This is a genomic window from Brevundimonas sp. DC300-4, from assembly GCF_049897365.1.
Lineage (GTDB): Bacteria > Pseudomonadota > Alphaproteobacteria > Caulobacterales > Caulobacteraceae > Brevundimonas.
Genome location: NZ_JAFCWC010000003.1, coordinates 249,471 through 275,648, shown reverse-complemented (window position 1 = coordinate 275,648; position 26,178 = coordinate 249,471). Strand labels below are relative to the sequence as shown.

At 67.5% G+C, this 26,178-nt stretch carries 29 protein-coding genes; 13 read left to right on the top strand and 16 right to left on the bottom strand.

Annotation, left to right across the window (positions count from 1 at the left end; translation table 11 throughout):
* Positions 1 to 205: 205 nt before the first annotated feature.
* Both ACP7AZ_RS07125 and ACP7AZ_RS07120 read right to left on the bottom strand, forming a co-directional pair.
* Positions 206 to 589: an AprI/Inh family metalloprotease inhibitor gene (locus tag ACP7AZ_RS07125; protein ID WP_426037454.1), complete on the bottom strand. Its 384-nt coding sequence runs from the start codon at positions 587 to 589 to the stop codon at positions 206 to 208.
* A gap of 56 nt (positions 590 to 645) precedes the next feature.
* A complete protein-coding gene (locus ACP7AZ_RS07120) occupies positions 646 to 2,778 on the bottom strand; it encodes a malate synthase G (protein WP_426037452.1) in 2,133 nt (710 codons plus the stop codon).
* Positions 2,779 to 3,069: 291 nt separating this feature from the next.
* Here ACP7AZ_RS07120 and ACP7AZ_RS07115 point away from each other — a divergent pair, with 291 nt between their 5' ends.
* The 3 genes from ACP7AZ_RS07115 (at position 3,070) to ACP7AZ_RS07105 (ending at position 7,183) form a co-directional block, all read left to right on the top strand.
* A complete protein-coding gene (locus tag ACP7AZ_RS07115) occupies positions 3,070 to 4,635 on the top strand; it encodes a carboxylesterase/lipase family protein (protein ID WP_426037450.1) in 1,566 nt (521 codons plus the stop codon).
* On the top strand, positions 4,635 to 5,312 hold the full coding sequence (locus ACP7AZ_RS07110; protein WP_426037448.1) for a DUF1345 domain-containing protein: 678 nt from the start codon (positions 4,635 to 4,637) through the stop codon (positions 5,310 to 5,312). Before ACP7AZ_RS07115 ends, ACP7AZ_RS07110 begins: the two co-directional genes overlap by 1 nt.
* Before the next feature lie 332 nt (positions 5,313 to 5,644).
* Complete coding sequence (locus ACP7AZ_RS07105; protein ID WP_426037446.1) at positions 5,645 to 7,183, top strand: DEAD/DEAH box helicase; 1,539 nt, start codon at positions 5,645 to 5,647, stop codon at positions 7,181 to 7,183.
* Positions 7,184 to 7,232: 49 nt separating this feature from the next.
* Here the strand turns inward: ACP7AZ_RS07105 and ACP7AZ_RS07100 are convergent, their stop codons facing one another.
* Positions 7,233 to 7,988 carry a competence/damage-inducible protein A gene (locus ACP7AZ_RS07100; RefSeq protein ID WP_426037444.1) on the bottom strand — a complete coding sequence of 252 codons (756 nt, stop codon included), beginning with the start codon at positions 7,986 to 7,988 and terminating at the stop codon, positions 7,233 to 7,235.
* Positions 7,989 to 8,122: 134 nt separating this feature from the next.
* Between ACP7AZ_RS07100 and map the strand changes: the two genes are divergently transcribed.
* The 8 genes from map (at position 8,123) to ACP7AZ_RS07060 (ending at position 13,632) form a co-directional block, all read left to right on the top strand.
* Positions 8,123 to 8,941, top strand: a complete 819-nt coding sequence (gene map, locus ACP7AZ_RS07095; protein WP_426037442.1) for a type I methionyl aminopeptidase — start codon at positions 8,123 to 8,125, stop codon at positions 8,939 to 8,941.
* A gap of 99 nt (positions 8,942 to 9,040) precedes the next feature.
* On the top strand, positions 9,041 to 9,745 hold the full coding sequence (gene radC / locus ACP7AZ_RS07090; protein ID WP_426037730.1) for a RadC family protein: 705 nt from the start codon (positions 9,041 to 9,043) through the stop codon (positions 9,743 to 9,745).
* Complete coding sequence (locus ACP7AZ_RS07085; RefSeq protein WP_426037440.1) at positions 9,742 to 10,269, top strand: GNAT family N-acetyltransferase; 528 nt, start codon at positions 9,742 to 9,744, stop codon at positions 10,267 to 10,269. The genes radC and ACP7AZ_RS07085 overlap by 4 nt, the downstream gene beginning before the upstream one ends.
* A gap of 78 nt (positions 10,270 to 10,347) precedes the next feature.
* The gene (locus ACP7AZ_RS07080) at positions 10,348 to 10,590 is read left to right on the top strand and encodes a BolA family protein (protein ID WP_303694033.1); all 243 of its coding nucleotides are present in this window, start codon (positions 10,348 to 10,350) and stop codon (positions 10,588 to 10,590) included.
* A gap of 6 nt (positions 10,591 to 10,596) precedes the next feature.
* The gene (locus tag ACP7AZ_RS07075; RefSeq protein ID WP_426037438.1) at positions 10,597 to 11,505 is read left to right on the top strand and encodes an oxidoreductase; all 909 of its coding nucleotides are present in this window, start codon (positions 10,597 to 10,599) and stop codon (positions 11,503 to 11,505) included.
* A gap of 92 nt (positions 11,506 to 11,597) precedes the next feature.
* Positions 11,598 to 11,957, top strand: coding sequence for a Grx4 family monothiol glutaredoxin (grxD, locus tag ACP7AZ_RS07070; protein WP_303694035.1), 360 nt, complete (start codon positions 11,598 to 11,600; stop codon positions 11,955 to 11,957).
* A 3-nt stretch (positions 11,958 to 11,960) separates the two neighbouring features.
* Complete coding sequence (locus tag ACP7AZ_RS07065; protein ID WP_426037436.1) at positions 11,961 to 12,386, top strand: acyl-CoA thioesterase; 426 nt, start codon at positions 11,961 to 11,963, stop codon at positions 12,384 to 12,386.
* 172 nt (positions 12,387 to 12,558) lie between these two features.
* A complete protein-coding gene (locus ACP7AZ_RS07060) occupies positions 12,559 to 13,632 on the top strand; it encodes a sensor histidine kinase (RefSeq protein ID WP_426037434.1) in 1,074 nt (357 codons plus the stop codon).
* Here ACP7AZ_RS07060 and ACP7AZ_RS07055 read toward each other — a convergent pair.
* The 5 genes from ACP7AZ_RS07055 to ACP7AZ_RS07035 form a co-directional block, all read right to left on the bottom strand.
* Positions 13,629 to 14,018, bottom strand: a complete 390-nt coding sequence (locus ACP7AZ_RS07055; protein ID WP_426037432.1) for a hypothetical protein — start codon at positions 14,016 to 14,018, stop codon at positions 13,629 to 13,631. The two genes, ACP7AZ_RS07060 and ACP7AZ_RS07055, sit on opposite strands and share 4 nt — an antisense overlap.
* An 86-nt stretch (positions 14,019 to 14,104) precedes the next feature.
* Complete coding sequence (locus ACP7AZ_RS07050; protein ID WP_426037430.1) at positions 14,105 to 15,190, bottom strand: WD40/YVTN/BNR-like repeat-containing protein; 1,086 nt, start codon at positions 15,188 to 15,190, stop codon at positions 14,105 to 14,107.
* 127 nt (positions 15,191 to 15,317) lie between these two features.
* Positions 15,318 to 15,935: a 30S ribosomal protein S4 gene (rpsD, locus tag ACP7AZ_RS07045; protein WP_292152148.1), complete on the bottom strand. Its 618-nt coding sequence runs from the start codon at positions 15,933 to 15,935 to the stop codon at positions 15,318 to 15,320.
* A 150-nt stretch (positions 15,936 to 16,085) separates the two neighbouring features.
* Positions 16,086 to 17,012, bottom strand: coding sequence for an MBL fold metallo-hydrolase (locus ACP7AZ_RS07040; RefSeq protein ID WP_426037427.1), 927 nt, complete (start codon positions 17,010 to 17,012; stop codon positions 16,086 to 16,088).
* A 114-nt stretch (positions 17,013 to 17,126) separates the two neighbouring features.
* Positions 17,127 to 17,741 (bottom strand): superoxide dismutase, encoded by a 615-nt coding sequence (locus tag ACP7AZ_RS07035; protein WP_426037425.1) that lies wholly within the window; start codon positions 17,739 to 17,741, stop codon positions 17,127 to 17,129.
* A gap of 501 nt (positions 17,742 to 18,242) precedes the next feature.
* On the opposite strand from ACP7AZ_RS07035, the gene ACP7AZ_RS07030 reads away from it, so the two are divergent.
* Positions 18,243 to 18,485, top strand: coding sequence for a hypothetical protein (locus ACP7AZ_RS07030; protein WP_426037423.1), 243 nt, complete (start codon positions 18,243 to 18,245; stop codon positions 18,483 to 18,485).
* Here ACP7AZ_RS07030 and ACP7AZ_RS07025 read toward each other — a convergent pair.
* From ACP7AZ_RS07025 to ACP7AZ_RS06995, 7 genes are all read right to left on the bottom strand, one after another.
* The gene (locus ACP7AZ_RS07025) at positions 18,482 to 18,712 is read right to left on the bottom strand and encodes a hypothetical protein (protein WP_426037421.1); all 231 of its coding nucleotides are present in this window, start codon (positions 18,710 to 18,712) and stop codon (positions 18,482 to 18,484) included. The two genes, ACP7AZ_RS07030 and ACP7AZ_RS07025, sit on opposite strands and share 4 nt — an antisense overlap.
* Positions 18,709 to 19,542, bottom strand: a complete 834-nt coding sequence (gene fghA / locus ACP7AZ_RS07020) for an S-formylglutathione hydrolase (protein ID WP_426037419.1) — start codon at positions 19,540 to 19,542, stop codon at positions 18,709 to 18,711. The genes ACP7AZ_RS07025 and fghA overlap by 4 nt, the downstream gene beginning before the upstream one ends.
* 33 nt (positions 19,543 to 19,575) lie before the next feature.
* Positions 19,576 to 19,959, bottom strand: coding sequence for a VOC family protein (locus tag ACP7AZ_RS07015; protein ID WP_426037417.1), 384 nt, complete (start codon positions 19,957 to 19,959; stop codon positions 19,576 to 19,578).
* 61 nt (positions 19,960 to 20,020) lie between these two features.
* A complete protein-coding gene (locus tag ACP7AZ_RS07010) occupies positions 20,021 to 21,127 on the bottom strand; it encodes an S-(hydroxymethyl)glutathione dehydrogenase/class III alcohol dehydrogenase (RefSeq protein WP_426037415.1) in 1,107 nt (368 codons plus the stop codon).
* Positions 21,128 to 21,140: 13 nt separating this feature from the next.
* Positions 21,141 to 22,031 (bottom strand): RNA methyltransferase, encoded by an 891-nt coding sequence (locus ACP7AZ_RS07005; RefSeq protein WP_426037413.1) that lies wholly within the window; start codon positions 22,029 to 22,031, stop codon positions 21,141 to 21,143.
* Between the two features lie 6 nt (positions 22,032 to 22,037).
* Positions 22,038 to 23,099 carry a S1/P1 Nuclease gene (locus tag ACP7AZ_RS07000; RefSeq protein ID WP_426037411.1) on the bottom strand — a complete coding sequence of 354 codons (1,062 nt, stop codon included), beginning with the start codon at positions 23,097 to 23,099 and terminating at the stop codon, positions 22,038 to 22,040.
* A 29-nt stretch (positions 23,100 to 23,128) separates the two neighbouring features.
* Complete coding sequence (locus ACP7AZ_RS06995; protein WP_426037409.1) at positions 23,129 to 23,803, bottom strand: nitroreductase family protein; 675 nt, start codon at positions 23,801 to 23,803, stop codon at positions 23,129 to 23,131.
* A gap of 98 nt (positions 23,804 to 23,901) precedes the next feature.
* On the opposite strand from ACP7AZ_RS06995, the gene ACP7AZ_RS06990 reads away from it, so the two are divergent.
* The gene (locus ACP7AZ_RS06990; protein WP_426037407.1) at positions 23,902 to 25,254 is read left to right on the top strand and encodes a M28 family metallopeptidase; all 1,353 of its coding nucleotides are present in this window, start codon (positions 23,902 to 23,904) and stop codon (positions 25,252 to 25,254) included.
* A 166-nt stretch (positions 25,255 to 25,420) separates the two neighbouring features.
* Here the strand turns inward: ACP7AZ_RS06990 and ACP7AZ_RS06985 are convergent, their stop codons facing one another.
* The gene (locus ACP7AZ_RS06985; protein ID WP_426037405.1) at positions 25,421 to 26,008 is read right to left on the bottom strand and encodes a glutathione S-transferase family protein; all 588 of its coding nucleotides are present in this window, start codon (positions 26,006 to 26,008) and stop codon (positions 25,421 to 25,423) included.
* Positions 26,009 to 26,178: the final 170 nt, after the last annotated feature.

The window sequence follows — 26,178 nt, the reverse complement described above, 5'->3', positions numbered from 1 at the left end:
GCCCCCTGACAGTCAAGCGACCTTGTCACGCCGGTCGGGGGCTCGGCAAGTTACGATTGAGTCACGGTTTGCCGGAAATGCAGGGCCGACCGCCGATCGACGAGTTCGCGGTGATTTCGACCATGCCGAGGTCGCCATGTTCCGGCGATTTCGACCAGCACGGCTATGCAGAATTCTGACGAATCGGGCAGAGGCCGCATTCGGCTCAGGACATCGGCGCCCGGCTGAGCGTGAAGCCGCCCGAGGTCGCCGCAAAGGCGTCCTCGCCGGTGCGATGGAAGGCCATCGCTACCGATCCGTCAGCGGCCAGCATCTCGAACCCATTCGCCGTCGCGCGCCAGCTCTTCGCCCGCGTCGCCGCGGGTATGCCGCAGTTCTCGGCCAGCACCGGCCGGACGCCGTCGATCACGAGGTTGGCCAGCGACACCTGGCAGCGCGCGCCGTCGGGCCCGCGCAGGGACCAAAAGCCGGCGACCTGATCCACCGCCAGCACCCGCCCCTGCGGCTCCGACGAAGCCGGCGGCGCGGCGCAGCCGGTCATGAGGATCGCTCCGGCGACAGCGCAGATGATGGATCGGTCACGGATCATGCTTTCCTCTCTAGACGATCAGCTTCCGCCGCGATCGGGGCAGAGACAAGGCCGTATCAGCCCGCCTTCACCCTGAGCCGATACGCATGCAGCAACGGCTCGGTATAGCCGTTCGGCTGCTCCACCCCCTCGAACACCAGGGCCCGCGCCGCCTCGTACGCCAGCGACCCATCGGGGTCCGGCGCCATCGCCCGGTACAGGGGATCGCCCGCGTTCTGGGCATCCACCCTGGCCGCCATCCGCAGGAAGGCGGCATCGACCTGAGCCGCTGTGCACACCCCGTGCAGCAGCCAGTTGGCGATATGCTGCGAACTGATCCGCAGCGTCGCCCGGTCCTCCATCAGCCCGACATCGTGGATGTCTGGCACCTTGGAACACCCCACCCCCTGGTCGATCCAGCGCACCACGTAGCCGAGGATGCCCTGGGCGTTGTTGTCCAGCTCATCAGCGACCTCCTGCTCCGACCAGTTGGCCCCATTCGCCAACGGCGGGGTCAGCAGATGCTCAAGCCCCGGTGTCGGCCGCCCCGCCACGTCCTTCTGCACCGCGAACACATCGACCGCGTGATAGTGCAGCGCGTGCAGGGTCGCGGCTGTCGGCGAGGGCGTCCAGGCCGTGTTGGCTCCGGTCCGTGGGTGGCCGATCTTCTGCTCCAGCATGTCCGCCATCCGGTCGGGCGCGGCCCACATCCCCTTGCCGATCTGGGCCCGGCCCGAAAGACCGCAAGACAGGCCGATGGCGACGTTGCGCGCCTCATAGGCGGCGATCCATTTCGAACTCTTGATGTCGGCTTTTCGCACCACCGGCCCGGCCTGCATCGCCGTGTGGATCTCGTCGCCGGTGCGGTCCAGGAAGCCCGTGTTGATGAAGACGATCCGGTCCTTCACCGCATGGATACAGGCGGCCAGATTGGCCGAGGTCCGCCGCTCCTCATCCATCACCCCGACCTTGATCGTATGCCGCGCCACACCCAGCAGGTCCTCGACCGCATCGAACAGCTTGTTCGTGAACGCCGCCTCGTCCGGCCCGTGCATCTTCGGCTTGACGATATAGACCGACCCCGCGCCGGAGTTGGTAAAGGCGCCGATGCCCTTCAGGTCGTACATCGCGATCAGCGACGTCACGATGGCGTCGAGAATCCCTTCCGGCGCCTCGGTCCCGTCCGGCAGGCGGATCGCCGGATTGGTCATCAGATGGCCGACGTTGCGGACGAACAGCAGCGACCGGCCCTTGAGCGTCACCGCCCCTCCGCCCGGCGCGGTGAAGGTGCGGTCCGGTTCCAGCCGCCGCTCCAGCGTCTCTCCGCCCTTCTGGAAGCTGGCCGACAGGTCGCCCCGCATCAGCCCCAGCCAGTTGCGGTAGGCGGCGGTCTTGTCCTCGGCATCCACCGCCGCGACCGAGTCCTCGAGGTCGCAGATGGTCGAGAGGGCGCTCTCCAGCACCACGTCCGACAACCCCGCAGGATCGCTCCCACCGATCGCGCTGGACCGGTCGATGACCAGCTCGACGTGCAGCCCGTTGTTGACCAGCAAGATCGAGGACGGCGCCGACGGCTCGCCCAGATAGCCCACGAACTGAGCCGGATCCCTCAGCCCCGGCTTCAACCTGCCGGCCGCCACCGACCAGCCCGTCACCTGCGAATGCGATCCCGTTTCCAGCGGAACCGCATCGTCGAGGAAGGCCCTGGCCCGCGACACGACCCGCGCTCCGCGCGCCGCATCATACGGCCCGGCCGGCGGCAGATCGCCCAGCGCGTCGGTACCGTAGAGGGCATCGTAGAGGCTGCCCCACCGCGCATTGGCCGCGTTCAGCAGGAAGCGCGCATTGAGGATCGGCACCACCAGCTGCGGCCCCGCCAGCCGCGCCAGTTCGTCGTCGACCCGTTCCGTCGTCACCGAGAAGGGCGCCGGTTCGTCGACCAGATAGCCGATGTCGCGCAGGAAGCTCTCGGTCCCTGCCGGTTCGTGCGCCTGTCCCTTGCGGTCTCGATACCAGCTGTCGATCCGCGCCTGCAGGTCGTCCCGGCGCTTCAGCAGTTTGCGGTTCTCCGGGGTGAATCGCGCGAACACCTCCGCCACGCCGGTCCAGAACCCGTCCGCCCCGATCCCGAGCCCCGGCAGGACATCGTCCTCGATGAAGCTCGCCAGTTCGGCGGCCACTGACAGGCCGGCGCGGTCATGGTGGGTCATGCGGATCTCCAGCGCAGACCGGCTGGGGAGGCGGCCTGTAACAATGCGTGATCGCACTAGAGCGGAGCGGTGTGCAGGCCGCAAGGGGCGTTTCGGCTGACACCGGTGACAGCGGTGCTGTGGCGGGCCTAATGTCAGCGATCGCGGTGGCGCCGCTCTCCGTGCGCCCCGGCGAAGGCCGGGGCCCAGAAGGCGGATCCGGTCGTCGGGACAGCGATGCAGGCGGCCCCTTCCGGCCGCCCCGTTTTGGGATCTGGACCCCGGCCTTCGCCGGGGTGCACGGAGTTTGAGATGAGTGTTTCGCGTCGTTCGGTGGTCGCCGCCGCCCTGATCCTGCCCACGCTCGCCGTGCCCGCCTTCGCTCAATCCGACCACCCGGTGGTCGCCACCACCAAAGGGCCGGTGCGCGGCCAGACGGACGCCGGGATCGCGGTGTTCAAGGGCCTGCGTTACGGCGCCGACACCGGACCGCGCCGCTTCCAGCCGCCCGTCCGCCCGACCTCATGGACCACCCCTGCCGAGGCCTTCGCCTATGGGCCCGCGAGCCCGCAGGGCGGGACTGAAGCCAGTCAGTCCGAGGACTGCCTCTTCCTCAATGTCTGGTCTCCGGGGCTCGACCACGAGCGGCGGCCGGTGATGGTCTATATCCACGGCGGCGCCTATTCGAACGGCTCGGGCTCCAGCCCGCTCTATGACGGGACGCGGCTGGCGAGGCGCAACGACGTGGTCGTGGTGACCCTGAACCACCGGCTGAACCTGTTCGGCTACGCCTATCTGGCCCGCATCGCGGGCGCGCCCTTTCTCGACAGCGGCAACGCCGGACAGCTCGATCTGCACCTCGCGCTGGAATGGGTGCGCGACAATATCGGAGCCTTCGGCGGCGATCCCTCCCGCGTCATGGTCTTCGGCCAGTCCGGCGGCGGGGCCAAGATCGCGACCATGATGGCGACGCCGGCCGCCGCCGGCCTGTTCCATCGCGCCGCCACCATGAGCGGCCAGCAGGTCACCGCCTCCGGCCCCTGGAACGCGACCCGCCGCGCCGAGGCCTGGCTCGACGCCCTTGGCCTGCCGAATGACCGCGCCGCCGAGGCCGCGACCCTGCCGGTTGAAGATCTGCTGAAGGCCTCCGAGGCGACCGATCCGGTGCTCGGCTTCGGCGGCCTCTACTGGGGGCCGGTGCTCGATAACCGCAGCCTGACGCGTCACCCCTTCTATCCGGATGCACCCTCCCAGTCGGCCCAGATCCCGATGATCATCGGCAACACCCACGACGAGACCCGCGCCTTCCTTGGCAATGACCCGGCCAATTTCGCCCTGACCTGGGACGACCTGCCCGGCAAGTTGACGAACCGGGAGTTCCGCATCGACGTCGCCCCCGAACCCGTCATCGCCGCCTATCGCCGGATGTATCCCGCCTACTCTCCGTCCGACGTCTTCTTCTCCGCCACCACGGCGGCCCGCTCATGGCGCGGCGCTGTGATCGAGGCCGAGGCCCGCGCCGCGGCCGGAACCCCGGCCTGGGTCTACCAACTGGACTGGACATCTCCGATCGACGGCGGCCGGCGCGGCGCCATGCACACCGACGACATCCCCCTGGCGCTCGACACCGTCAGGGCGACCGGCAGCCGCGCCCAGGGACCGGAGGCGCAAGGCATGGCCGACCGCCTGTCGAGGGCCTTCGTCGCCCTGGCCCGCGACGGGGATCCCAACCACCCAGGCCTGCCGAGCTTGACCCCCTACGATCTGACCCGCCGCCAGACGATGATCATGGACGCGCCGCCCCGGATGGAGGACGATCCGCGCGGCGCCGAACGTCGCCTGTTCGCGGCGATCCCCTACATCCAGCCCGGAACCTGATGGCCCAGCCGCCCGCCCCGCCCGAAGCCCGCCCGCCGTTCCGGGTGCTGCGCCTGCATGGCGTGTTGCTGGCGGGTCTGGCGACCGCGGCGGTCATCACCCTCGCCGCCCCGGTCGAGTGGCGCTGGACCGTGCGGCTCGCGGCAGGCTGGGATGCGGGCGTGGCCCTGTTCCTGCTCCTGACCTTCCTGAAGCTGGCCCGGACGCAGTCGGTCGAAGCCATCCGCGCCCGGGCGGCCGAACTGGACGAGGCCGGGGTCGCAGTCCTCCCGCTCAGCCTGCTGGCCGCCGCCGCCAGCGTCGCCCTGGTCATCTCCGAGGCCGCCACGGCATCGGCGGGCATCGACAAGGGGATCGAGGCCCTGCTGACCCTCGGCACCGTCGCCGCCTCCTGGCTCTTCGTCCACGTGCTGTTCGGCCTGCACTACGCCCATCGCTTCTATGCTCCGGACAAGACGGGCGATCGTGGCGGCCTGCTGTTTCCGGGAGAGACCGAGCCCGACTACTGGGACTTCCTGCACTTCTCCCTGATCCTCGGCGTCGCCTCCCAGACCGCCGACGTCCAGATCGCCGACCGGGGCCTGCGTCGGCTCTCGACGGTGCACAGCGTGACGGCCTTCGTGTTCAACACCGTGCTGGTGGCGCTCGCGGTCAACCTGGCGGTGAGCCTGATCTAGGCCGGTCGTCTCCTCCCCGTCGCTGCGCGACAGGGAGGAGACGACAGCCGTCCGCCTTGACTTCGCCGCAGTGTGCGCCCATTTGCGCTGCGTCGCACAATTGCGATCCCCGGCGTCTCCAGCGCGTGTGGGTCTTGCTTCCGAGCGAAGACCTGACTGTAGCAGCCGCCGGACCCTCAAGATTCATTCGCTGCCCGGACACGCGGGGCGGCGCCCGATCCACCCCGCGAGCCCCACTCTGGTGCTCCGTCGGGACTGGCGGTGCGCGGCCTTATCGGCGTTGAGCCATGGCTGATGCGCGTCGCCGCATACGCGAAAGAAACATAGCTCCCATGAGCATTACCTTCGAATCCTTCGGCCTTAACAAGGCCCTGCTGCAAGCCCTCACGACCGAGGGCTACACCATCCCCACGCCGATCCAGGCCCAGGCCATTCCCGACGTCATGCTCGGCAAGGACCTGCTGGGCATCGCCCAGACCGGCACCGGCAAGACCGCCGCCTTCGCCCTGCCGATCCTGCATCGCCTGGCCGAAAATCGCGTCGCCCCCCTGCCGCGCACCACCCGCTGCCTGATCCTGTCGCCGACGCGTGAACTGGCCAGCCAGATCGCCGAGAGCTTCAAGACCTACGGCCGCCACCTCGGCTTCAAGGTCGCCGTCGTCTTCGGCGGCGTGAAATACGGCCCGCAGGAACGCGCCATCCAGGGCGGCCTCGACGTCCTCGTCGCCACCCCCGGTCGCCTGCTGGATCATATGCAGCAAAAGACGCTGGACCTGTCCTCCACGGAAATCTTCGTCCTCGACGAAGCCGACCAGATGCTGGACCTCGGCTTCGTCAAGCCGATCCGCCAGATCGTCTCGCGCATTCCGGCCAAGCGCCAGAACCTGTTCTTCTCCGCCACCATGCCGACCGAAATCGGCAAGCTGGCCGGCGAGCTGCTCAAGGATCCGGTCAAGGTCCAGGTGACCCCCCAGGCCACCACGGTCGAGCGCATCAACCAGTCCGTGGTCCACGTCGAACAGGGCCGCAAGCGCGCCCTGCTGACCGAGATGTTCGCCGACGACAACTACACGCGCTGCCTGGTCTTCACCAAGACCAAGCACGGCGCCGACAAGGTCGCGGCCTATCTGGAGGCCGGCGGCGTCCAGGCCGGAGCGATCCACGGCAACAAGAGCCAGCCCCAGCGTGAGCGTACCCTGGCCGCCTTCAAGGCCGGCAAGCTGCGCGTTCTGGTCGCCACCGACATCGCCGCGCGCGGCATCGATGTCGACGGCGTCTCCCACGTCGTGAATTTCGAACTGCCCTTCGTGCCCGAAGCCTATGTTCACCGCATCGGCCGGACGGCCCGCGCGGGCGCCGACGGCTCGGCCATCAGCTTCGTCGCCGGCGACGAGATGAAGCTGCTCAAGGACATCGAGAAAGTCACCCGCCAGAAGATCCCGGCCACCGACCGTCGTAACGACAAGTCGCTGGGCCTGCTGGACCAGTCGATCATGGCCGCCGGCGTCGGCACCAAGGCCACCATGCCCGACCGCGAGGATCGTCCGCGCGGCGATCGCGGTCCGCGCAACCCGCGTCGCGACGGCGTCAAGCCGGCTCACGGCGGCCAGCCGCATCGCCAGCGCAAGCCGGCTCCGGGCGGCAACCGCGAAGGCGGACGCGATGGCGGACGCGATCAGAACCGCGGCCACAACGGCGACCGGTCGATCACCAACGTCACCCCGTTCGATCCCCTGGCCGCCGACCGCGCCCGCTCTGCCGCCAACGCCAACCGTCCGGTCGCGGCGCCCAAGCCCGACGGCGAGATCAGCCGCCGCCCCCGCGGCCGTCGCCCATCCAACGGCGGCAAGGGCTACGTCGCCAAGGCCTGATGCTTTGAACTGAAATGAGACGGCGGGCCTCGCGAGGGGCCCGCCGTTTTCATGTGTGGAGCGCCGTCGCGATCCCGGCCGCGCCAAGCGTCCCCGCCAGCGCCTGGACTGCCGCCTCGACCTTCGCCGCATCCCGGCCGCGCACCACCAGATTCGTGCCCAGCTCGCCGTCCGACCCGGCTCCAAACGGATAGCTGCCGAACGACAGGTCGCAGTCCGCCTTCGCCGCCTCGGCCAGGGGCGCCGCGATAGCGCCTTCGCCGACGCCGGTGACCCTCAGCGTCCGCTGATGCACCACCGCCCCGGTCCGCAACCTGGGCGCCACATCCTCCAGCATCCCGGTCATGATCTTCGGCACGCCCGCCATGACGAAGACGTTGCCGATCTGGAATCCCGGCGCATCCGTCACGGGATTGGCGATCAGCACGCCGCCGTCCGGAATCCGCGCCATTCGCCGTCGCGCCTCGTTGAGTTCGTCACCATAGCGCCGCTCCAGGATCGCCAGCGCGTCTGCACGTTCCGCTATGCCGACGCCGAACGCCTCGGCCACGCAGTCCGCCGTGATGTCGTCGTGCGTCGGGCCGATCCCGCCGGTGGTGAAGACATAGTCGTGCGCGGCGCGCAGCGCGTTCAGCGCCTCCACGATCTGCGGCGGTCGATCCCCGACCGTTCGCGCCTCCAGCAGGTCGATCCCCAGCGCGCCGAGGAAACGCGCGATAGAGTTCAGATTGGTGTCGGCCGTCCGCCCGGACAGGATTTCATCGCCGATGATCAGGACGGCGGCGGTCGGTGCTGCGTGGGTCATGCGCCACACCTACGCCGCCGCGGCCAGCCGACAAGGGTCTCGCCGTCACAGCCGCTGAAAAGGCTTGAGGAAGCGTGCTACACTGCCCACATAAGCTCCGACGGCGCTGACCAGCGCGACCCCGAGACCGCCGAATGTACGAAACGCCCGAGCTGGCTGAAGAGACCTTCACGCGGACCAGCGCCATCCGTCTGTATGAGCCCGGGGATTTCGAAGGCATGCGCGTCGCCGGCCGTCTGGTGGCCGAGGCGCTCGACATGATCACGCCGTTCGTCGTGCCCGGCGTGACGACCCAGGAGATCGACGACCGCATCCGCCAGTTCACCCTGGACAAGGGCGGCCTGCCCGCCTGCCTCGGTTACAAGGGCTATATGAAGACCGTCTGCACCTCGATCAATCACGTGGTGTGCCATGGAATTCCGGGCGACCGGGTGCTGAAGGACGGCGATATCGTCAACATCGACCACACCGTCATCGTCGACGGCTGGCACGGCGATTCCAGCCGCATGTACGCCGTGGGCAACCTGGCCCCTCGCGTGAAGAAGCTGGTGGATGTCACCTATGAATCGCTGGCTCTCGGGCTGGAGCAGGTGAAGCCGGGCAATACGTTCGGCGACATCGGCTTCGTCATCCAGCGCTACGTCGAGGCCAACCGCATGAGCGTCGTGCGCGACTTCTGCGGCCACGGCATCGGCCGCCTGTTCCACGACAGCCCCAATGTCCTGCACTATGGCCGCAAGGGCGAGGGCGCAGTGCTCAAGCCCGGTATGTTCTTCACGATCGAGCCGATGGTGAATCTGGGCAAGCCGCACGTGAAGGTGCTGACCGACGGCTGGACCGCCGTGACCCGCGACAAGTCCCTGTCCGCCCAGTGCGAGCATACGGTCGGGGTGACCGAGGACGGCTGCGAAATCTTCACCGCCAGCCCGGCCGGCCTGTTCAACCCGAACTAGAAACCCCCTTGAACCGCGCCCGCCACCGGTTAGCCTGACTACGTGTCAGCAGAGGGCGTCGTGACGGATCAGGGCGATCAACCGACAACGACCACCGCCATGGTCGTCCCGCATTATGTGGGACACCGCGAACGGCTGCGCGAGCGCGCCCGAACCGCCGGCCTGCACCATCTGCCCGATTACGAACTGCTGGAGCTGTTCCTGTTCCGCAGCCAGCCGCAGGGGGATGTGAAACCGGTCGCCAAGGCCCTGCTGTCGCGGTTCGGATCCTTCGCCGCCGTCCTCGCCGCCTCGGTCGAGGACCTGATGACCGTCCGCACTGAGGACACCCGGGGCCGCAGAAAGGGCGTCGGCATGGAGACGGCCCTGGACCTCGCCGCCCTGCACGAGGTCGCGCAGCGCGTGGCCAGGGAGCCGACCGTCAAACGGCCCGTCATCTCGTCCTGGACGGCACTGCTCGCCTACGTCCGCGTCGCCCTCCAGCACGAACCGCGCGAGCAATTCCGCGTCCTCTATCTCGACAAGAAGAACCAGCTGATCCTCGACGAGATCCAGAACCGGGGCACGGTCGACCATGCCCCGGTCTATCCGCGCGAGGTTGTCCGCCGGGGCCTGGAGGTCAGCGCCGCCGCCCTGATCCTGGTCCACAACCACCCGTCCGGCGACCCGACCCCCAGCCGCGCCGACATTGACATAACCAGACAGATCATCCAGGCGGCGAAAGCCCTCAGCGTCGAGGTCCACGACCACCTGATCGTCGGCCGCGAGGGCGTGACCAGCTTCAAGCAACTGGGACTGATGTGACTGGACCCGTCATCACCACGCCGCGCCTGACCCTGACGCCCGTCGCCCTGACGGATTTCGACGACCTGGCCGAGCTTTGGCGCGACGCGCGGTTCACCCTTCCCATCGCAGGGCGGGGACCGATGACCCGCGAAGAGGTCTGGTTCCGGCTGCTGCGCGATCTGGGCCACTGGCAGGCGCTGGGCATGGGCAACTGGGCCATTCGCATGACCGACACCGCCCACTATGTCGGCAGTGTCGGGGTGCTGGACTACCGGCGCGAGACGCATCCGCCAATGGACACGCCGGAACTCGGCTGGGGCGTCGGGGTCCGCTTCCAGGGGCTGGGGCTGGCGCGAGAGGCTCTGGAGGCGGCGCTGCACTGGTGCGATCATTCGCGCAGGCTGCCCCGGACCGTCTGCATGATCGATCCGCCGAATGCGCCTTCGCTGAAGCTGGCCGGCCGCACGGGCTTCACTGCCTATGCGGAGGGGACCTATCAGGACAAGCCCGTGATCTTCCTGGAACGGCCGGCGGCCCGATGATCTCATCCTCCTTCGAAGGGAGGGAGGTGGCCGTCGCCGCTAGCCAGCCATTAAGGTTTACCGGCCATTGTCCACCCCATGCCGATGCCCGTCGAAACCCTGCATGCCTATCTGATCGAGGCGTTTCCCGACGCCGAAATCGTGATCGACGACCTCGCCGGCGACGGCGACCACTACAAGGCGCGTATCGTCTCAACCGCCTTCGCCGGCCTGCCGCGCGTGAAACAACACCAGCTCGTCTATGCCGCGCTCAAGGGGCATATGGGCGGCGAACTGCACGCCCTCGCGCTCGAAACCTCCGCCCCCTCCACGACAGGCTGATCCGCCATGCGCTATCGCCCCTTCGGCGCATCCGGCGCCGCCATCTCGACCCTGACGCTCAGCCTCGGCGTCGAAAATCTGGCGCGGGGGGTGGCGGCCGCCAACGACCTGATCTTTTCGGCCCTGGAGGCCGGTATCAACTCCTACAGGCTGGAGACGGCCGACCCGGTTCTCGCCGAAGTGCTTGGTCAGGCCCTGGCCAACGTCGATCGCAAGCTCCTGAACGTCAGCCTTCAACTGGGCGTCGGCGACGGCCGTCGGGGTTCCGCCCGCGACTTCTCGGCCGAGGGCATGACCGGCGCCATCGACCGCTGCCTGCATGTCTCCGGTCTCGGCTGGATCGATGTCGCCATGCTTCAAGAGCCCGGCGAGGACGAACTGCCGCAATCCTCCCTGAACGCCCTCAAGGCCCTGCGCGCCACGGAACGCGTCCGCTTTCTCGGCGTCTCCGGCGAGGGCGAGGTCATGGACGCCTATGTCTCGACGGGCGCCTTCGATGTTCTCGGCACGCCCTTCCACGTCAATGTCGACTGGAAGATCCGCTCTCGCCTCCGCGCTGCGCGCGAACAGGACATGGCCATCCTGGCCTATGATTATTTCCCCGCCGAACTCGATACCGAGAAGAAGGCCGCAACCCTGCATGAGCCCAAGAAGGGCCTGTTCGGCTTTGGCGGCGGGTCGAAGACGAAGGACAACCCACTGGCCCATGCCGGCACCTTCGCCTTCCTGCATCGCACGCCGCACTGGACCGCGGAGGCCATTTGCCTCGCCCACACCATGACCGACCCGGCGATCTCCAGCGTCCTGATCACCGCCCGGGATGCCGAACGCCTGAACGCCCTCGCCGCTGTGCCCGAGCGCGACATGCCGCCTGGCCTTTCGGCTCAGATCGAGATGGCCCGGGTCGCCGCCTGATATGCCTCTGGACACGCAGGCTTGAGGCTCGCCTCCCTTGACCGGCGTCCCCGCCATCCCTAGCTGACGCCTTCAACGAAAGGCGTCTCCCTGTGTCCGAACAAGCCCTCGATACCGCCGCCGATCCGGCCCACGCCTTCATCGCCCGGACCGTGGCCCAGAACGACGTCGTCCTGTTCATGAAGGGGACGCCCGACAGCCCGCGTTGCGGCTTCTCCTCGCTCGCCGTCCAGATCCTCGACCATGTCGGCGCGCCTTTCGTCGGCGTCGATGTTCTTCAGGACGACGGCCTGCGCGACGGCATCAAGGCCTTCACCGACTGGCCGACCATCCCCCAGCTCTATGTGAAGGGCGAATTCGTCGGCGGTTCGGACATCGTGCGCGAGATGTTCCAGGCTGGCGAACTGACCGCCCTGATGGTCGAAAAGGGTGTTCCTCTCGGCGAGGCGTAAGCCTTGGCCCGCCCGACCCTGACGCCGCGCGAGGACCGCGAGGTCTTCGAGGTCCCCCTCGATATCCGTTCCGAGCACATCGACGACAACGGCCACGTCAACAACGTCGTCTACGTCGGCTGGCTGCAGGAGGCGGGCACGACCCATTGGAACGCCCGGTTCGACAAGGCGACGCGCGCGAAATGGTCCTGGGTCGCCCTTAGGCACGAGATCGACTATCTGCGCGCCCTCCTGCCTGACGCCACAGCCGTGGCCCGGACCTGGGTCGGCGATCCGCAAGGTCCGCGCTTCGCCCGCTATGTCCGTATCGAGGACGGCGAGGGCCGGCTGTGCGCCCAGGGCGTTTCGGAATGGTGTCTGGTCGATGCCACGACAATGCGGCCGACGCGCATCCCGGCCGACATGCTGCCGACCTTCGAGCAGCGCTAACGCACTCACGGGATCCGCGTTCCCGACTTTCCGCGATTCTTGCGTTGAATCCGAGTCATGCGTGCTAAGTTGGTTTTCCGACTTAGGCGATGTGGCCTGAGCCTCTTCCTCGACAATTCGGCCGGGTATGGCTTTCGCACCGCGAGCCTCCGGATCACCTGGAGGGTCAGCGATGGCTGCCCACCCGCCGCTGCATCCCGACGGCCCCCTCAGCCTCGCGCTTGCCGTAGTGGGCTCCTCGACCGTGCCGCTGCTGATGCTGGACCAATCGCTGAAGGTCATCGCCGCCAGCACCTCCTTCTGCCGCGTCTTCGCCATCGACCCGAACCGCATCGTCGACCGCTTCCTTGACGAGATCGGCGTCGGGGAATGGAACGAGCCCCAGCTTCGCGTGCTGCTAGACGCCACGGCCTCAGGCGACGCCGACATCGACGCCTATGAAATGGACATGAAGGATCCGCGCCAGGGTGTGCGCAAGCTGGTCATCAAGGCGCAAAGGCTGGTCCTTGCGGACGACCAGCCCGTTCGCCTTCTGCTGACCGTCGAGGACGTCACGGCCGCGCGCGAGGGCGAGAAACAGAAGGACGACCTGCTGCGCGAAAAGGCCATCCTGCTGCAGGAGCTGCAGCACCGGGTCGCCAACAGCCTGCAGATCATCGCCAGCGTCATCCTGCAGAGCGCCAGGAAGACCACCTCGGACGAGACGCGCGTCCAGCTTACGGACGCCCACAGCCGCCTCTTGTCGGTCGCCGCCCTGCAACAGCAACTGTCGACCTCCCGTCTCGGCGAGGTCGAACTGGCCCCGTATTTCACCCAACTGTGCAAGAGCATCGCGGCGTCGATGATCCATGACCCCACGCGCCTGTCGCTGCGAGTGGAGGCCGACGACAGCGCCACCAGCGCCGACGTCTCCGTCAGCCTGGGTCTGATCGTCACCGAACTGGTGATCAATGCCCTGAAGCACGCCTTCCCGGGCGGCCGATCCGGCACGATCGTGGTGGGATACTCAAGCCACGGCCGCAACTGGACCCTGACGGTCCGCGACGACGGCGTCGGTATGCCGAAGGACGCGGCGAGCACAACGCCCGGCCTGGGCACCAGCATCGTCGAGACCCTGGCGAAGCAGCTTCAGGCCCGTATCCAGGTGGAAAGTCCAGGCCGTGGGGTCGTCATCTCGTTGATCCACAGCCCGCTCGCGGCCGTCGAGACCCCTTCGCTCGCCGCCAGCAGCGCCGCCGCCGCCTAGGTCGTCGGAATCGTCGACGGCAGCTGATAGGGGTTGTTGACCGACACCCGCGAGCCGGGGATCAGGCCCAGCTCCTCGAACGACCAGATCAACTCGACGCCGTCGGCCAACGGGGTCTCGCAATCGTCCTGTTCGATGCGGCGCAGGGTGATGGTCGAGTCGGCACCCATGTGGTCCACGACCGGCCGCAGGTCGGACTTGTCGGTGCAGCCGTTCGAGCTGACCCAGAACACGGCCAGGTCGCGCGTGATCGCGGCGGCGTGGATCGGTTCCAGCTCACCGGGCATGGCGACCGTCTGCATTGGCGTATCTCGCTGGAACCAGGCGCAGCCGGACGTCGCCAGCGCGGCTGCCGCGATCAGTGCGAACGTGCGGATCGGCGCCATGTCCCGGGTCCTTGAACAGCCTTGGCCACCACCATCGCCCAATTCGGCCGTTTCCGCACCTGATTTTCGCCGATAGGGCGAGCCGGTCACCCCGGCAGGTCGAGCCGATGCAGCTCGACCCCGATGCCGAACACCGCCACCCCGTCCCCGTTCGGTACGATCCGGACCTTGTTGACCGCCAGACCCATGGCGACCGGGGCCCAGGTCGCCCCGGCGTCCCGGGTCTCGAACCCGTTTGGAACTGCGCCGATCCAGCCGCGATTCTCGTCCACGAAGCCGATGCCGAATTCGCGAACCGCTGCATTGTCGATCAGCGGCAGTTCCGACCAGGTCAGGCCGCCGTCAGTGGTCTTGGCGAAGACCCGCTGCGACACGGTCGTATCCGGATTGTAGCTCTGCACCGTCACGTAGCCGGTGCTCTCGGCCGGGAAGGCCATCTTCCACGTCAGTTCGAACGGCCGTGAGCCCTCATAGACCCGTGCCCAGGTCCGGCCGCCGTCAGCGGTCCGCAGGATCACCGCGTGGGACTGTTCGACATTGGTGTCCGACGCGCCGCAGATGAAGCCGATCCGTTCGTCGACGAAATGCACATCCAGGATCATCGCCGTCAGGGCGGACAGATCCTCCGAGGTCCAGGTCTCGCCGCCGTCGCGCGAGGTGGCCAGCAGAGCCGGGCCTCCGACCCGTCCGCCCGCGCGGATCGTGACCCGATGGCCGAGAACACCGGCATTGATGAACGACGCCTTGTGCACATCGATGGCGCAGATGCCGGTCACCGCCGGCCCCTCGATCGGCACTGCCTCCCACGACGCGCCGCCATCCCGGGTCCGATAAAGCGGCGTCGCATCCGTCCCGCCGGGGAAATAGTCCGGCCCGATATTGCCCAGGAACCCCAGGTCGGCGTCGACGAAGCCGAGCGCCCGCACGAAGGTGCCGGGCCTGTCGAGGATCCGCGTCCAGCTCTGGCCGCCGTCCGTCGTCTTGAACAGCTTGCCCGCGCCATTGCCGTACCAGCCGGTCAGGGCGTCGACGAAGACCACGTCGTCCTGCTTGCCGCGATAGGGCTCGGTCGGCAGCTTGATCCACGCGGGCTCGAGCGCCTGGGCCCAGCTCAAGCCCGGCAAGGCCCCCATGACCACGCCTGCGGCCAGCACCTGTCTGCGATCCATCATGCCTCTCCCCGTGGAAGCGACATGGAAAGCGTGCTTTACGTCCGACGGCAAGTGAACAGTCTGTAATCCGCGCACGAAAAAGGCCCCGGATTGCTCCGGGGCCTTTCCAGTCCAGATCGTATAACGATCAGGAAGAGTAGTATTCGACGACCAGGTTCGGCTCCATCTTCACCGCGAAGGGCACGTCGGCCAGTTCGGGGAAGCGGACGAAGCGGACCGAGAAACCACGGTCGCCCAGTTCCAGGTAGTCGGGGATGTCGCGCTCGCCGGACTGCTGGGCTTCGAGCACCAGCGCCATGTTGCGGGACTTTTCCTTGACCTCGACGACGTCGCCGACGCGCAGGCGATACGAAGCGATGTTCACCTTCTTGCCGTTGACGGTGACGTGGCCGTGGTTGACGAACTGACGGGCTGCCCAGGGGGTCGGCACGAATTTGGCGCGATAGACCGTGGCGTCCAGACGGGCTTCCAGCAGGCCGATCAGGATTTCCGAGGTGTTGCCCTTACGGCGAGCGGCCTCGTCATAGGTCTTGCGGAACTGCTTCTCAGTCAGGTTGGCGTAGTAGCCCTTGAGCTTCTGCTTGGCCTTCAGTTGCAGGCCGAAGTCGGAGACCTTGGACTTGCGGCGCTGGCCGTGCTGACCGGGACCGTAGGAACGCTTGTTGACCGGCGACTTGGCGCGGCCCCACAGGTTCTCACCCATGGCCCGATCGATTTTATACTTGGCGCTATGGCGCTTCGACATTGTGTTCTCTTTTAAATGATGCGGCCCGGCCCCTCCGCGAATGGAGGGACGATCTCAACGGCGGTCCACGCATCGTCCGTAGTCAATTCACGCGCCGGACCAGGGTCAGGCGCGTGAAGGGGCGGCTTATGCGTTCCCCGCCCTGTGGAGTCAAGGCTGGGCCGGTGTTTCCGGAACCCAGATGAAGCCGTCCGCCCGGCGCTGGAACTTGCCCAGGCCCGGGTAGGGGAAGTGGACGCCATAGACGCGCAGGGACTGCGTCGCGCCCCGCCCCAGCACCGCCAGCCGCGTCGCGATGGCGGCGTCGGAATCGAAGTCCCACTGGTTCACATACTCGGGCCGCTCGACCGAGATGATCGAACTGTGCAGGGCGTCGCCCAGATACAGCAGCCGGTCCTGGCCGGAGACGATCTCATAGCCGGTGTGGCCGGCCGTGTGGCCCTGCAGGGCGACGGCGGTGATCGAGGGCGTCACCTGGGCGCCGGGCTCGAAGGCTTCGACCCTGGGCGTGATGATCGGGATCAGGGCGGCCACTGCGGCGTCGGCCTGCAGCGCGGTCCATTCGGCGGCGCTCATCCGGATCGTGGCGTTCGGGAATGCGAGGGCGCCGTTGGACACCAGACCGCCGACGTGGTCGCCATGGCCGTGCGAAATAAGGATGTCGGTCACCTGGGCCGGCTGGACCCCGGCCGCCGCCAGCGAGGCCGGCAGCTTGTTGGTTGTGCCCATGCCGCCGCCCGCGCCGGTGTCGATCAGCACGACCTTGTCATCGCCCCGGATCAGCAGCGGCTGGATCGACAGATGGATCTCGGCATCGCCCGTCGGACGCAACGCTTCGGCGACACCGGCCGTGTCGCTCCAGGGGCTGGAGCCGGCCGCGTTGTCCAGCGTCAGGTCGCCGTCCTTCAGCGCGACGGCCTGAAGCGTGCCGATGGTGAAGGGATAGACATCGACGCTGGCCGCCGACTGCACCGCCGGAGCAACGGGCGCATCGGCTTTCTCGGCGGGTTTCTGGCATCCGGCGACGATCATCCCGGACAGGATCAAGGCGGCGGCGAGCTTGAACTGGGTGGTCATGATGTCCTCGGGGCGAGCGAACGGCTCAGCGCAGATAGGTCGGCGCGCGCAAGGCGCCAGACGGCGTATCATGAAGCTTTTTCACGACCCGCCGCCTGTTGCAAAAGTGCCCGATCAGGCCGAGGCGGCCGCGAACAGGGCGTTGGCCTTGTTCCAGTTCACCACGGTCCAGAAGGCCTTGAGGTAGTCCGGACGGCGGTTCTGGTATTTCAGATAGTAGGCGTGTTCCCAGACGTCAGCGCACAGGACGACCGCGCCCTTCTGTTCGGCGACATCCATCAGAGGGTTGTCCTGGTTCGGGGTGGACGTGACCTTCAGCTTGCCGTCCTGGACGATCAGCCAGGCCCAGCCCGAGCCGAACTGGCCGGCGCCGGCGGCGTTGAAGTCATCCTTGAACTTGTCGAGCCCGCCCAGGTCGCGATCGATCGCGGCGGCCAGTTCGGCCGAGGGCTCGCCGCCCTGACCGGCGGGGGCCAGAAGTTCCCAGAACAGGGCGTGGTTCCAGTGACCGCCGCCGTTGTTGCGCACGGCCTTGGGCGCGGTCGAGATCGAGGCGAACAGATCTTCCAGCGACTTGCCCTGCAGGCTCGCATCGGCGTCGACGGCCTTGTTCAGGTTGTCGACATAGGCCTGGTGATGCTTGTCGTGGTGGAAGGTCATCGTCTCCTTGTCGATGGCGGGCTCCAGCGCATCATAGGCGTAGGGCAGCGGCGGCAGGGTGAAGGCCATGGGGAGAGGCTCCTTGTTTTCGATGTATCGGTGACGCGTATGTAGGCGTCCGGTGTCCGCCACCAAAGGCTTGGGCAGAGAAAAACAGCCTGTTTGCGTACGACATCGGAAACAAAAGACGGAACAATGGTATTCCTCACCAGTTGTTCTTCCGAACGAGTATACCCCGGGAGGCACATCCCATCTTCTATCCAAACTCGAAAGAGAACGACGAACGAAAAATCGCCCCGATGTCGATGAATGGCGTCAAATTTCTCACCGCGATCGCATCTTGTCTTGCGATGTTAGACAAGAAGCCTCGCACACCCGAGACCGATACAGAGAACGGGCCCGCGGCAGACCCCGAGCCTCCGACGCCGGTGGCTGAACGACTTGGTCTGGCGTCGTACCTCGCCCGCCGCCTCGCCACCGCTCCCTGCGCCTCGCCGACCGCTTAAGCATCTTGCCGGGGAACGGTTATTCCCCGCGACCCTTGATACGTGTGGAAGGAGAGGTCACCCGATGGGACAGACATTCGCCTACGCCCCGCCCGCCTGCGCCCCGCCGAAACTCAGCCGGCACGCGCTTGACGCCCTGCGACATGAACTTCTCTACGCGGCCGAGTTCATGGCAGACGACCAGATTTTGTGCGTCGCCGACGCACTGCACGATACGCTGCGGAACCGGCGCCGGCTGCGGTGCAAGATCCATGATCGGGTCGAAGAACGTCTCTGCGCCGGCGCGATCACGCCCTTTCCCGTCTAGACGGCCTCCGCCGGGAGATTGGCCTTCAGGCAGTCCCGCACCGCCCGCTTCAGGCTGCCCGGCGCGTTGAGGAAATCGACCCCGTCAGCCTCCAGCACCACCTTCACCGTCGCATCGAGCCCCGACGGCAGGGCGGCGATCACCTTCTTCTGACCCTTGTCGTGCAGGCAGTGGCCCAGCTCGTTGCACAGGGCGGCGAACAGGTCGTCATAGGTCGCGTCAGTCATAGTTTCAGTCTTTCCGCATGGAAGGCGACATGGTCCGCGATGAAGCTGGCCATAAAGAAATAGGAGTGGTCGTAGCCCGGCTGCATCCGCAGGCGGATCGCCTGCCCCGCCGCCTCACCCGCGGCAGTCAGCAACTCGGGCTTCAGCTGTTCGATCAGGAAGGGGTCGGCGTCACCCTGGTCGATCAGGATGTCGCCGAAATGTCCGCGCGCGGTACCGGCCTCGATCAGAAGAGCGGCGTCGTGTTTGGCCCATTCGGCTCGGTCTTCGCCCAGATAGGCGGTGAACGCCTTCTCGCCCCAGGGACAGCGCGTCGGCGACGAAATGGGCGCGAAGGCCGAGACGGATCGGAACAGCTCCGGGTGACGCAGCGCCAGGGTCAGCGCTCCGTGTCCGCCCATCGAATGGCCGCTGATCGCCCGCGTGCCCGTCGTCGGAAACTCGACGTCGATCAGGGCGATCAGTTCCTCGACGACATAGGTTTCCATGCGGAAATGCTTCGCCCAAGGCGTTTGCGTCGCATCGATATAGAAGCCCGCGCCCTGGCCCAGGTCATAGGCCGGGTCGTCGGCCACACCCTCTCCGCGCGGCGAGGTGTCGGGCGCGACGATGATCAAGCCATGTTCCCCGGCGGAGGCGTATGCTCCGGCCTTGCTGGTGAAATTGTCCTCGGTGCAGGTCAGGCCCGACAGCCAGATCAGCACCGGGAACGGGCCCTCGCCCGGCGGAACGTAGACCGACAGGGTCATGGGCGTGCCGGTCACGGCGCTGTCGTGGCGCAGGTAACGCAGGGTGCCGCCGTGAACGGCGTGGGTCTTGAGGACTTCCATGCCGCCCGGATAACACCTCGCGGCGAGCCGGAGCTAGCCGGCCCGGTGCATGGCGCAGATCTTGTTGCCCGCAGGATCGCGCAGATAGGCCAGGTTCAGCGTACCGAACGGCCCTTCGCGCGGGCCGGGCGGGTCCTCAATGGCCGTACCGCCGGCCGCGATCCCTGCGGCATGAAAGGCGGCGACCGCCTCCATATCCTTCGCCGCAAAGCCGATCGTGCCGCCGTTGGCGTGACAGGCCGCCTCGCCGTCGATGGGCTTGCAGACCGCAAAGGCCCCGCGCGGCGTGCGCCACCAGAATCGCCCCTTGGCGTCCGGGCCGCTCGACGCATCGATCCCCAGCGCCCCGAGCGCCGCATCATAGAACCGGCGCGACGCCTCGATGTCGTTCGCGCCGACAGTCATATGGGTGAACATGGCTTTCCCTCTCCCGGTGTCAGGTCAGTTTTTTTAAACAACTACCGTTGCAGCGCAAGCCCTAGAACACCACGACCGAACGGATGCTCTCGCCCGAATGCATCAGGTCGAAGGCCTCGTTGATCCGTTCCAGCGGCAGGGTGTGGGTGATCATCGGGTCGATCTCGATCTTGCCGTCCATGTACCAGTCGACGATCCTGGGCGTGTCGGTGCGGCCCCGCGCGCCGCCGAAGGCCGAACCGCGCCAGACGCGGCCGGTGACCAGCTGGAACGGGCGGGTGGAGATTTCCTTGCCGGACTCGGCCACGCCGATGACGATGCTTTCGCCCCAGCCCCGGTGGCACGCCTCCAGAGCCTGGCGCATCACTGTGGTGTTACCGGTGCAGTCGAAGGTGTAGTCGGCCCCGCCGCCGGTCAGCGCGACCAGATGGGCGACGACGTCCGGCGTGTCCTTCGAATTGACGAAATGGGTCATCCCGAACCGGCGGCCCCACTCTTCCTTGTCCGGGTTGATGTCCACGCCGACGATCATGTCGGCCCCGACCATCTTCAGCCCCTGGATAACGTTCAGACCGATACCGCCCAGGCCGAAGACGACGGCGTTGGCGCCCGGCTCGACCTTGGCCGTATTGACCACTGCGCCGACGCCCGTGGTCACGCCGCAGCCGACGTAGCAGGCGCTTTCGAACGGCGCGTCCTTGCGGATCTTCGCCACCGCGATTTCGGGCAGGACCGTGTAGTTCGAGAAGGTCGAGCAGCCCATGTAGTGGGCGATGGCCTGACCCTTGTAGCTGAAGCGCGAGGTGCCGTCGGGCATGACGCCCTTGCCCTGGGTCGAGCGAATGGCCGTGCACAGGTTGGTCTTGCGGCTCAGACAAGACTTACACTGGCGACATTCCGGCGTGTAGAGTGGGATCACGTGATCGCCGACCGCCAAGCTGGTCACGCCCGCGCCGATCTCGACGACGATGCCCGCGCCCTCGTGGCCCAGGATCGAGGGGAAGATGCCCTCGGAGTCCAGACCGTCCAGCGTGTAGGCGTCGGTGTGGCAGATGCCGGTCGCCTTGATCTCGATCAGGACCTCGCCGGCGCGCGGACCCTCCAGATCGACCTCGACGATCTCAAGCGGACGTTTGGCCTCGAAGGCGACGGCGGCGCGGGTTTTCATCGGTAGCTCCTGGTTATTCCTCCCCCGTCGGGGGAAGTGGCGCGGCGCCGCTTTGCGCCGTGACGGAGAGGGCCTGCCCCAGATGCGGTGTTTGGGGTGGGCCCCCTCCACCGCTTCGCGGTCCCCCTCCCCCTACGGGGGAGGATTGTTCGCGCGCAAGCCTTTCCAGCACCCGGCCGCGCCCCTTCGACAGGGCGGTGATCACGCCCCGGAAGGTGGCGACCTCCTGCGCGCTGAAGGCCGAGCGGCCCAGCATGACCCGCAGGTTCTGGCTCATGGAGCGGAATTTCTCGGGCGGATGGAAGAAGCCGGCGGCGTCGAGCTCGCGCTCCAGATGTTCGTACATCCCGAGTTGGAGGTCGCCTGACGCCGGCGCCTCACCCTCGCGGAAGTTCGGCGGCGGGGCGTCAAGCACCAGGGTGCGCCACTCATAGGCGTTGATCGCCACAGCCTGGGCCAGGTTCAGGCTCTGGTGGCGCGGGTCGATGGGGATGGTGACGATGCCCTGGCACAGGGCGATGTCGGTGGTCTCCAGCCCGGCCCGCTCGCTGCCGAACAGAAGGCCGACGCCCAGACCGGAGGCGGCGTCATCATACAGGACGCGCGAGGCCTCGCGCGGCGTCCGAACCGGCTGGCGGGTCTCACGCGGGCGGGCGGTGGTGGCGAAGACGGTGGTCAGGTCGGCGACGGCGGCGGCCACGCTGTCGAACACCTGGACCCCGTCCAGAACCCAGTCGGCCCCGGAGGCCAGGGGCCAGGCGCGATCCTGGGGCCAGCCGTCGCGCGGGCTGACCAGCCGCAGTTTATCGAGCCCGAAGTTCGCCATCACCCGCGCGACCGCGCCGATGTTCTCGGCCATCTGGGACCGGTCGAGGATGACGACGGGAGGCGTAGGCTCGGTCAAACCGGATCAGTCCTCGCCGATCATGGCCAGCCACGGGTCCGCCGTGCCGGCCTCGACCTCGGCCACCTTGACCGCCGGCCAGCCGATCGACTGCGTGCCCGCGTCGCGCCAGGCCAGGGTGATCAGGTCGCGCAGTTCGGCCGCACCCGCCGCGATCCGCGTGGTGGCGAACTCGGCGCCCGGCGCCAGAACAGCGCCTTCGGCATCCGCCGCGAAGGCGCCGGTCTTTTCCAGCCGGTAGAAGGGAATGACCTGGGCCAGGGTCGTGTTCAGATAGGTCGCCGTCCGCGCGCGCAGGTCGAAGCCGTCCAGATTCGGGGCCGGCATGACCGCCTCGACGGCGTCCAGGCGCAGGTTACGACGGATGAACCCGCCCTCGAACGCGCCGTGGGTGCTGCGTGCGTTGGTGAAGCCCTCCGGGTTCGGATAGTCGCCCCAGCCATTGTAATGGATCGACATATGGTGCGGCTGCGAGCCGTCGCCGACGTAGTGCGACAGGTAGCCGATGTCGCGCAGGATCAAGGCCTCACGGCGCAGGCGGTCCTCGCGGTACCAGGCGCGCTTGCCGGGATCGAGCTCGCGGGCCTCGGCCGCGTTCAGGACGCGCCAGGTGGCGAAGTCGCGGGCCAGCTGCTGGTAGCCGTCCGTGATCGCATAGGGCAGGTAGCCGGCGTCGTTGACCTCGATGCCCGAGGCGGCCAGCAGGGCGTCGTATTCGCTCTTCAGCTGCGGCAGCTCCGACAGGGTCGGGCCCGAGGCGTTCATGACATGACCGTTGTCGTCCAGGTCGACGAAGTGGGCCGTGTCGCGCTCGCGGTCGTGCGGCTGGCCGGCGCCCTTGGTGCGGTCGGGCTCGCGCGACAGTTCGCCGACCTCGGCCACGGCGCCCGGATTGCGCAGGAAGGCCGGCAGCTCGTCGGACAGGCCGCGCATGGCGGCGACGCCGATGGTGCGGTGGCCGGTCGCGCCCCAGGCATCGACCCGGGTGGCGGTGAAGACGCCGCCGGCTCCGACGATCAGGGCGGCGGCGGCGACGAGGGCCAGATGCTTGAGGGAAGGGCGCTTCATGGCGGGGCTCCGGCTGGGATGCCCCGCCGTTAAATCCACGCCGCGACGGCGTCCAGCGGCTTCTTGTCCAGCGCGGCCAGCGGCACGGTCGCATCGGCGGCCGGGTGACCCGCCACCAGCAGCAGGAAGGGCTTCTCGCCCTCCGGCCGCCCGCAGATTTCGGACAGGAAACTCATCGGCGCGGGCGTGTGCGTCAGGGTCGCGAGGCCGGCGTGATGCAGGGCCGCAATCAGGAAGCCGGTGGCGATGCCAACGCTCTCCGGGACGAAGTAGTTCTTCTTGGCGTCACCCGGGCGCGGCCCGCCGCGCTTCTGGCCGAACACGGCGATCAGGACCGGCGCGACCTCCAGAAAGCCCTTGTCCGGATCGGTGCCGAGCGGCGCCAGGGCGTCCAGCCATTCCTGCGGCGCCTTCGTCTCATAGAAGTCGCGCTCCTCCGCCTCCGCCGCCGAGCGGATGCGCGCCCTGGTTTCGGGGCTTTCGATGACGGAGAAGAACCACGGCTGGTGATTGGCGCCTGACGGAGCCGAGGCGGCCGTCAGGATCGCCTTTTCCACCACCACCCGGTCGACCGGCCGGTCCGAGAATTCCCGCACTGTCCTGCGACCCGTCATGATCCCGTGAAAACGTTCGGCCCTTCGCAGGCACTCGGCGTCGTCGATGTCGGGATAGCCGGGGAGAGGCGTCGCGAGATGATCCTTCATGCGGCAAACCCTAGCGGCTGACAGGCCGAAGCTCCACCCGGCTTGACGGCAAGGCGACCAGCCCCCTACGCCTTGCGCCTGTTCTTTTGGGGCTCGTCATGAAACGTCTCTCGTTCGCCGCCGTCTCTCTGATCGCCCTGCTCGCCGCGCCCGCGGTGGCGCAACAAACGCCGGTCATCGACCAGAACGCGGTCGCCGCCCACATCGGCTTTCTGGCCGGAGACGAGTTGCAGGGCCGGGGCAGCGCCACGCGCGACGAGGCCATCGCCGCCGCCTATGTCACCGCCCAATTCCGCCTCGCCGGCCTGACCCCGGCTCCGGGAATGACCGGCTTCGTGCAGCGCGCCCCGGTGGTGAAGACCACGCCTTCGGGCACCGCGACCGTGACTGTCGGCGCAAGCACCCTGAACCAGGGCGCCGACTTCGCCATCCTGACGGGCGGGCTGAACGCAGCCTCGGGCGCCGTGACGGTCGCCGCCGACCCGGCCGCCCTGCCCTCCGGGCGCGAGACCCTGATGATCGCCCCGGCCGAGGGTCCGGGAGTGCGCGCCCTGTTCGGCGCCGCCATGCGCAGCGGCGCGAGATTGATCCTGTTGCGCCGGACGGAGGCGCTCGCCGCGGCCACCGGCGACGGCGGTTCGCGCGATCCGGTTATCCGCCTCGCCGACGCCACGCCGCGCGTCGGGCCGGTCGTCCTGGTCCTGGCGACCGAGGCTTATGACCGTCTCGCGTCCGCTGGCGGAACAGCCTCCTACGATCCTGGTCCGTCGGAGGTGCAGCAAGGCTTCACCTCAAACGCCATCGGCTGGCTGCAGGGAACCGATCCTTCGACCGGCGTCCTGATGGTCTCGGCCCACCTCGACCACATCGGCGTCCGCTCGGACGGCGTCGTGATGCACGGAGCCAACGACGACGCCTCGGGCACGGTGGCGGTGATCGAACTGGCCAACGCCCTCGCCGCCTCGGGGCCGCACGAACGCAGCATCATGTTCGTCGCCTATGGGTCCGAAGAAGCCGGCCTGCTTGGTTCGCGCTACTTCGTCGACCACCCGCCCATCCCGCTGGAGGACATCGCCGCCAACCTGGAGATCGAGATGATCGGCGATCAGGATCCTCAGCTGCCTGCGGGGGTGATGATGATGACCGGCTTCGAGCGCTCCAACTTCGGCGCGGCCCTGAAGGAGCGCGGCGCCCTGGTGGGGCCCGACCCCTATCCGGAACAGAATTTCTTCCAGCGCTCTGACAACTACGCCCTGGCCCTGAAGGGCATCGTCGCCCACACCATCTCGGGCTGGGCCACCATTCCGACCTATCACACGGCCGAGGACACGATCGAGAACCTCGACATCCCCTTCATGACCAACGCCATCCAGTCCCTGGTCGAACCGCTCAAAGCCATGGCCGACGGCGACTTCACGCCCGAGTGGGCGGACGGTGGTCGGCCGGAGTAGTCTCTTCCCTTCTCCCCTTGCGGGAGAAGGTGGCTGAGCGCAGCGAAGTCGGATGAGGGGTCGTGCTGACGCCAAAGATCCGCGCTTCGAGCTTCACTTCATCCGCCTGCGTGACCCCTCATCCGTCAGCCTTCGGCTGCCACCTTCTCCCGCAAGGGGAGAAGGATCACTTGATCCCGAACGCCGTCTCAACACGCGTGATCCAGCCCCTGACGTTCGGATAGGCGGACAGGTCAAACCCGCCTTCGTCGGCGACGCGCGTATAGGCGACCAGGGCGAGGTCGGCGACGGTCGCCGCCTGCCCGCCCGCAAGCCAGTCCGTCCCGGCCAGAGCCGTTTCCATCCGCGCCAGCGCCGCATGCCCCCGTTCGATCAGGCGCGGCTCGACTTCGTCCGCGGTCTTGCCGGCATAGACCCGCTGGAACCGGGCCACCGCGACATAGGGTTCGTGGCTGTATTGCTCCCAGAACAGCCACTCCAGCATCTTCGCCCGCTCCCAGGCGTCGGCCGGGATCCAGGCCGTCCCCTCGACCAGATGCAACAGGATGGCGTTCGACTGGGCCAGGGTCCGGCCGTCCTCCAGCGTCAGGGTTGGGACCTGACCGAACGGATTCCGCAGGAGAAATTCCGGCGTCCGGCTCCCACCCGACATGATATCAACCTCAACCCATTGATAATCACGCCCGAGCGCGTCCAGCATCCACTTGACCTTCAAGCAGTTGCCTGAGCGAATATCTCCATGAACAGTAAGCATCTCACCCCAGCAAAGGATTTCTGATCCGGCTATACTGCTATCGCGATTGCAGACGTTGCCCAACCCCCGTTCCGCTTATCTCAGGCAACGGTTGACTGATCCATGCACGCATGGGGACAGACGGTCGCAGCGGGGTATTCGACACATTCTCGCCACAGGCCCGAACGACA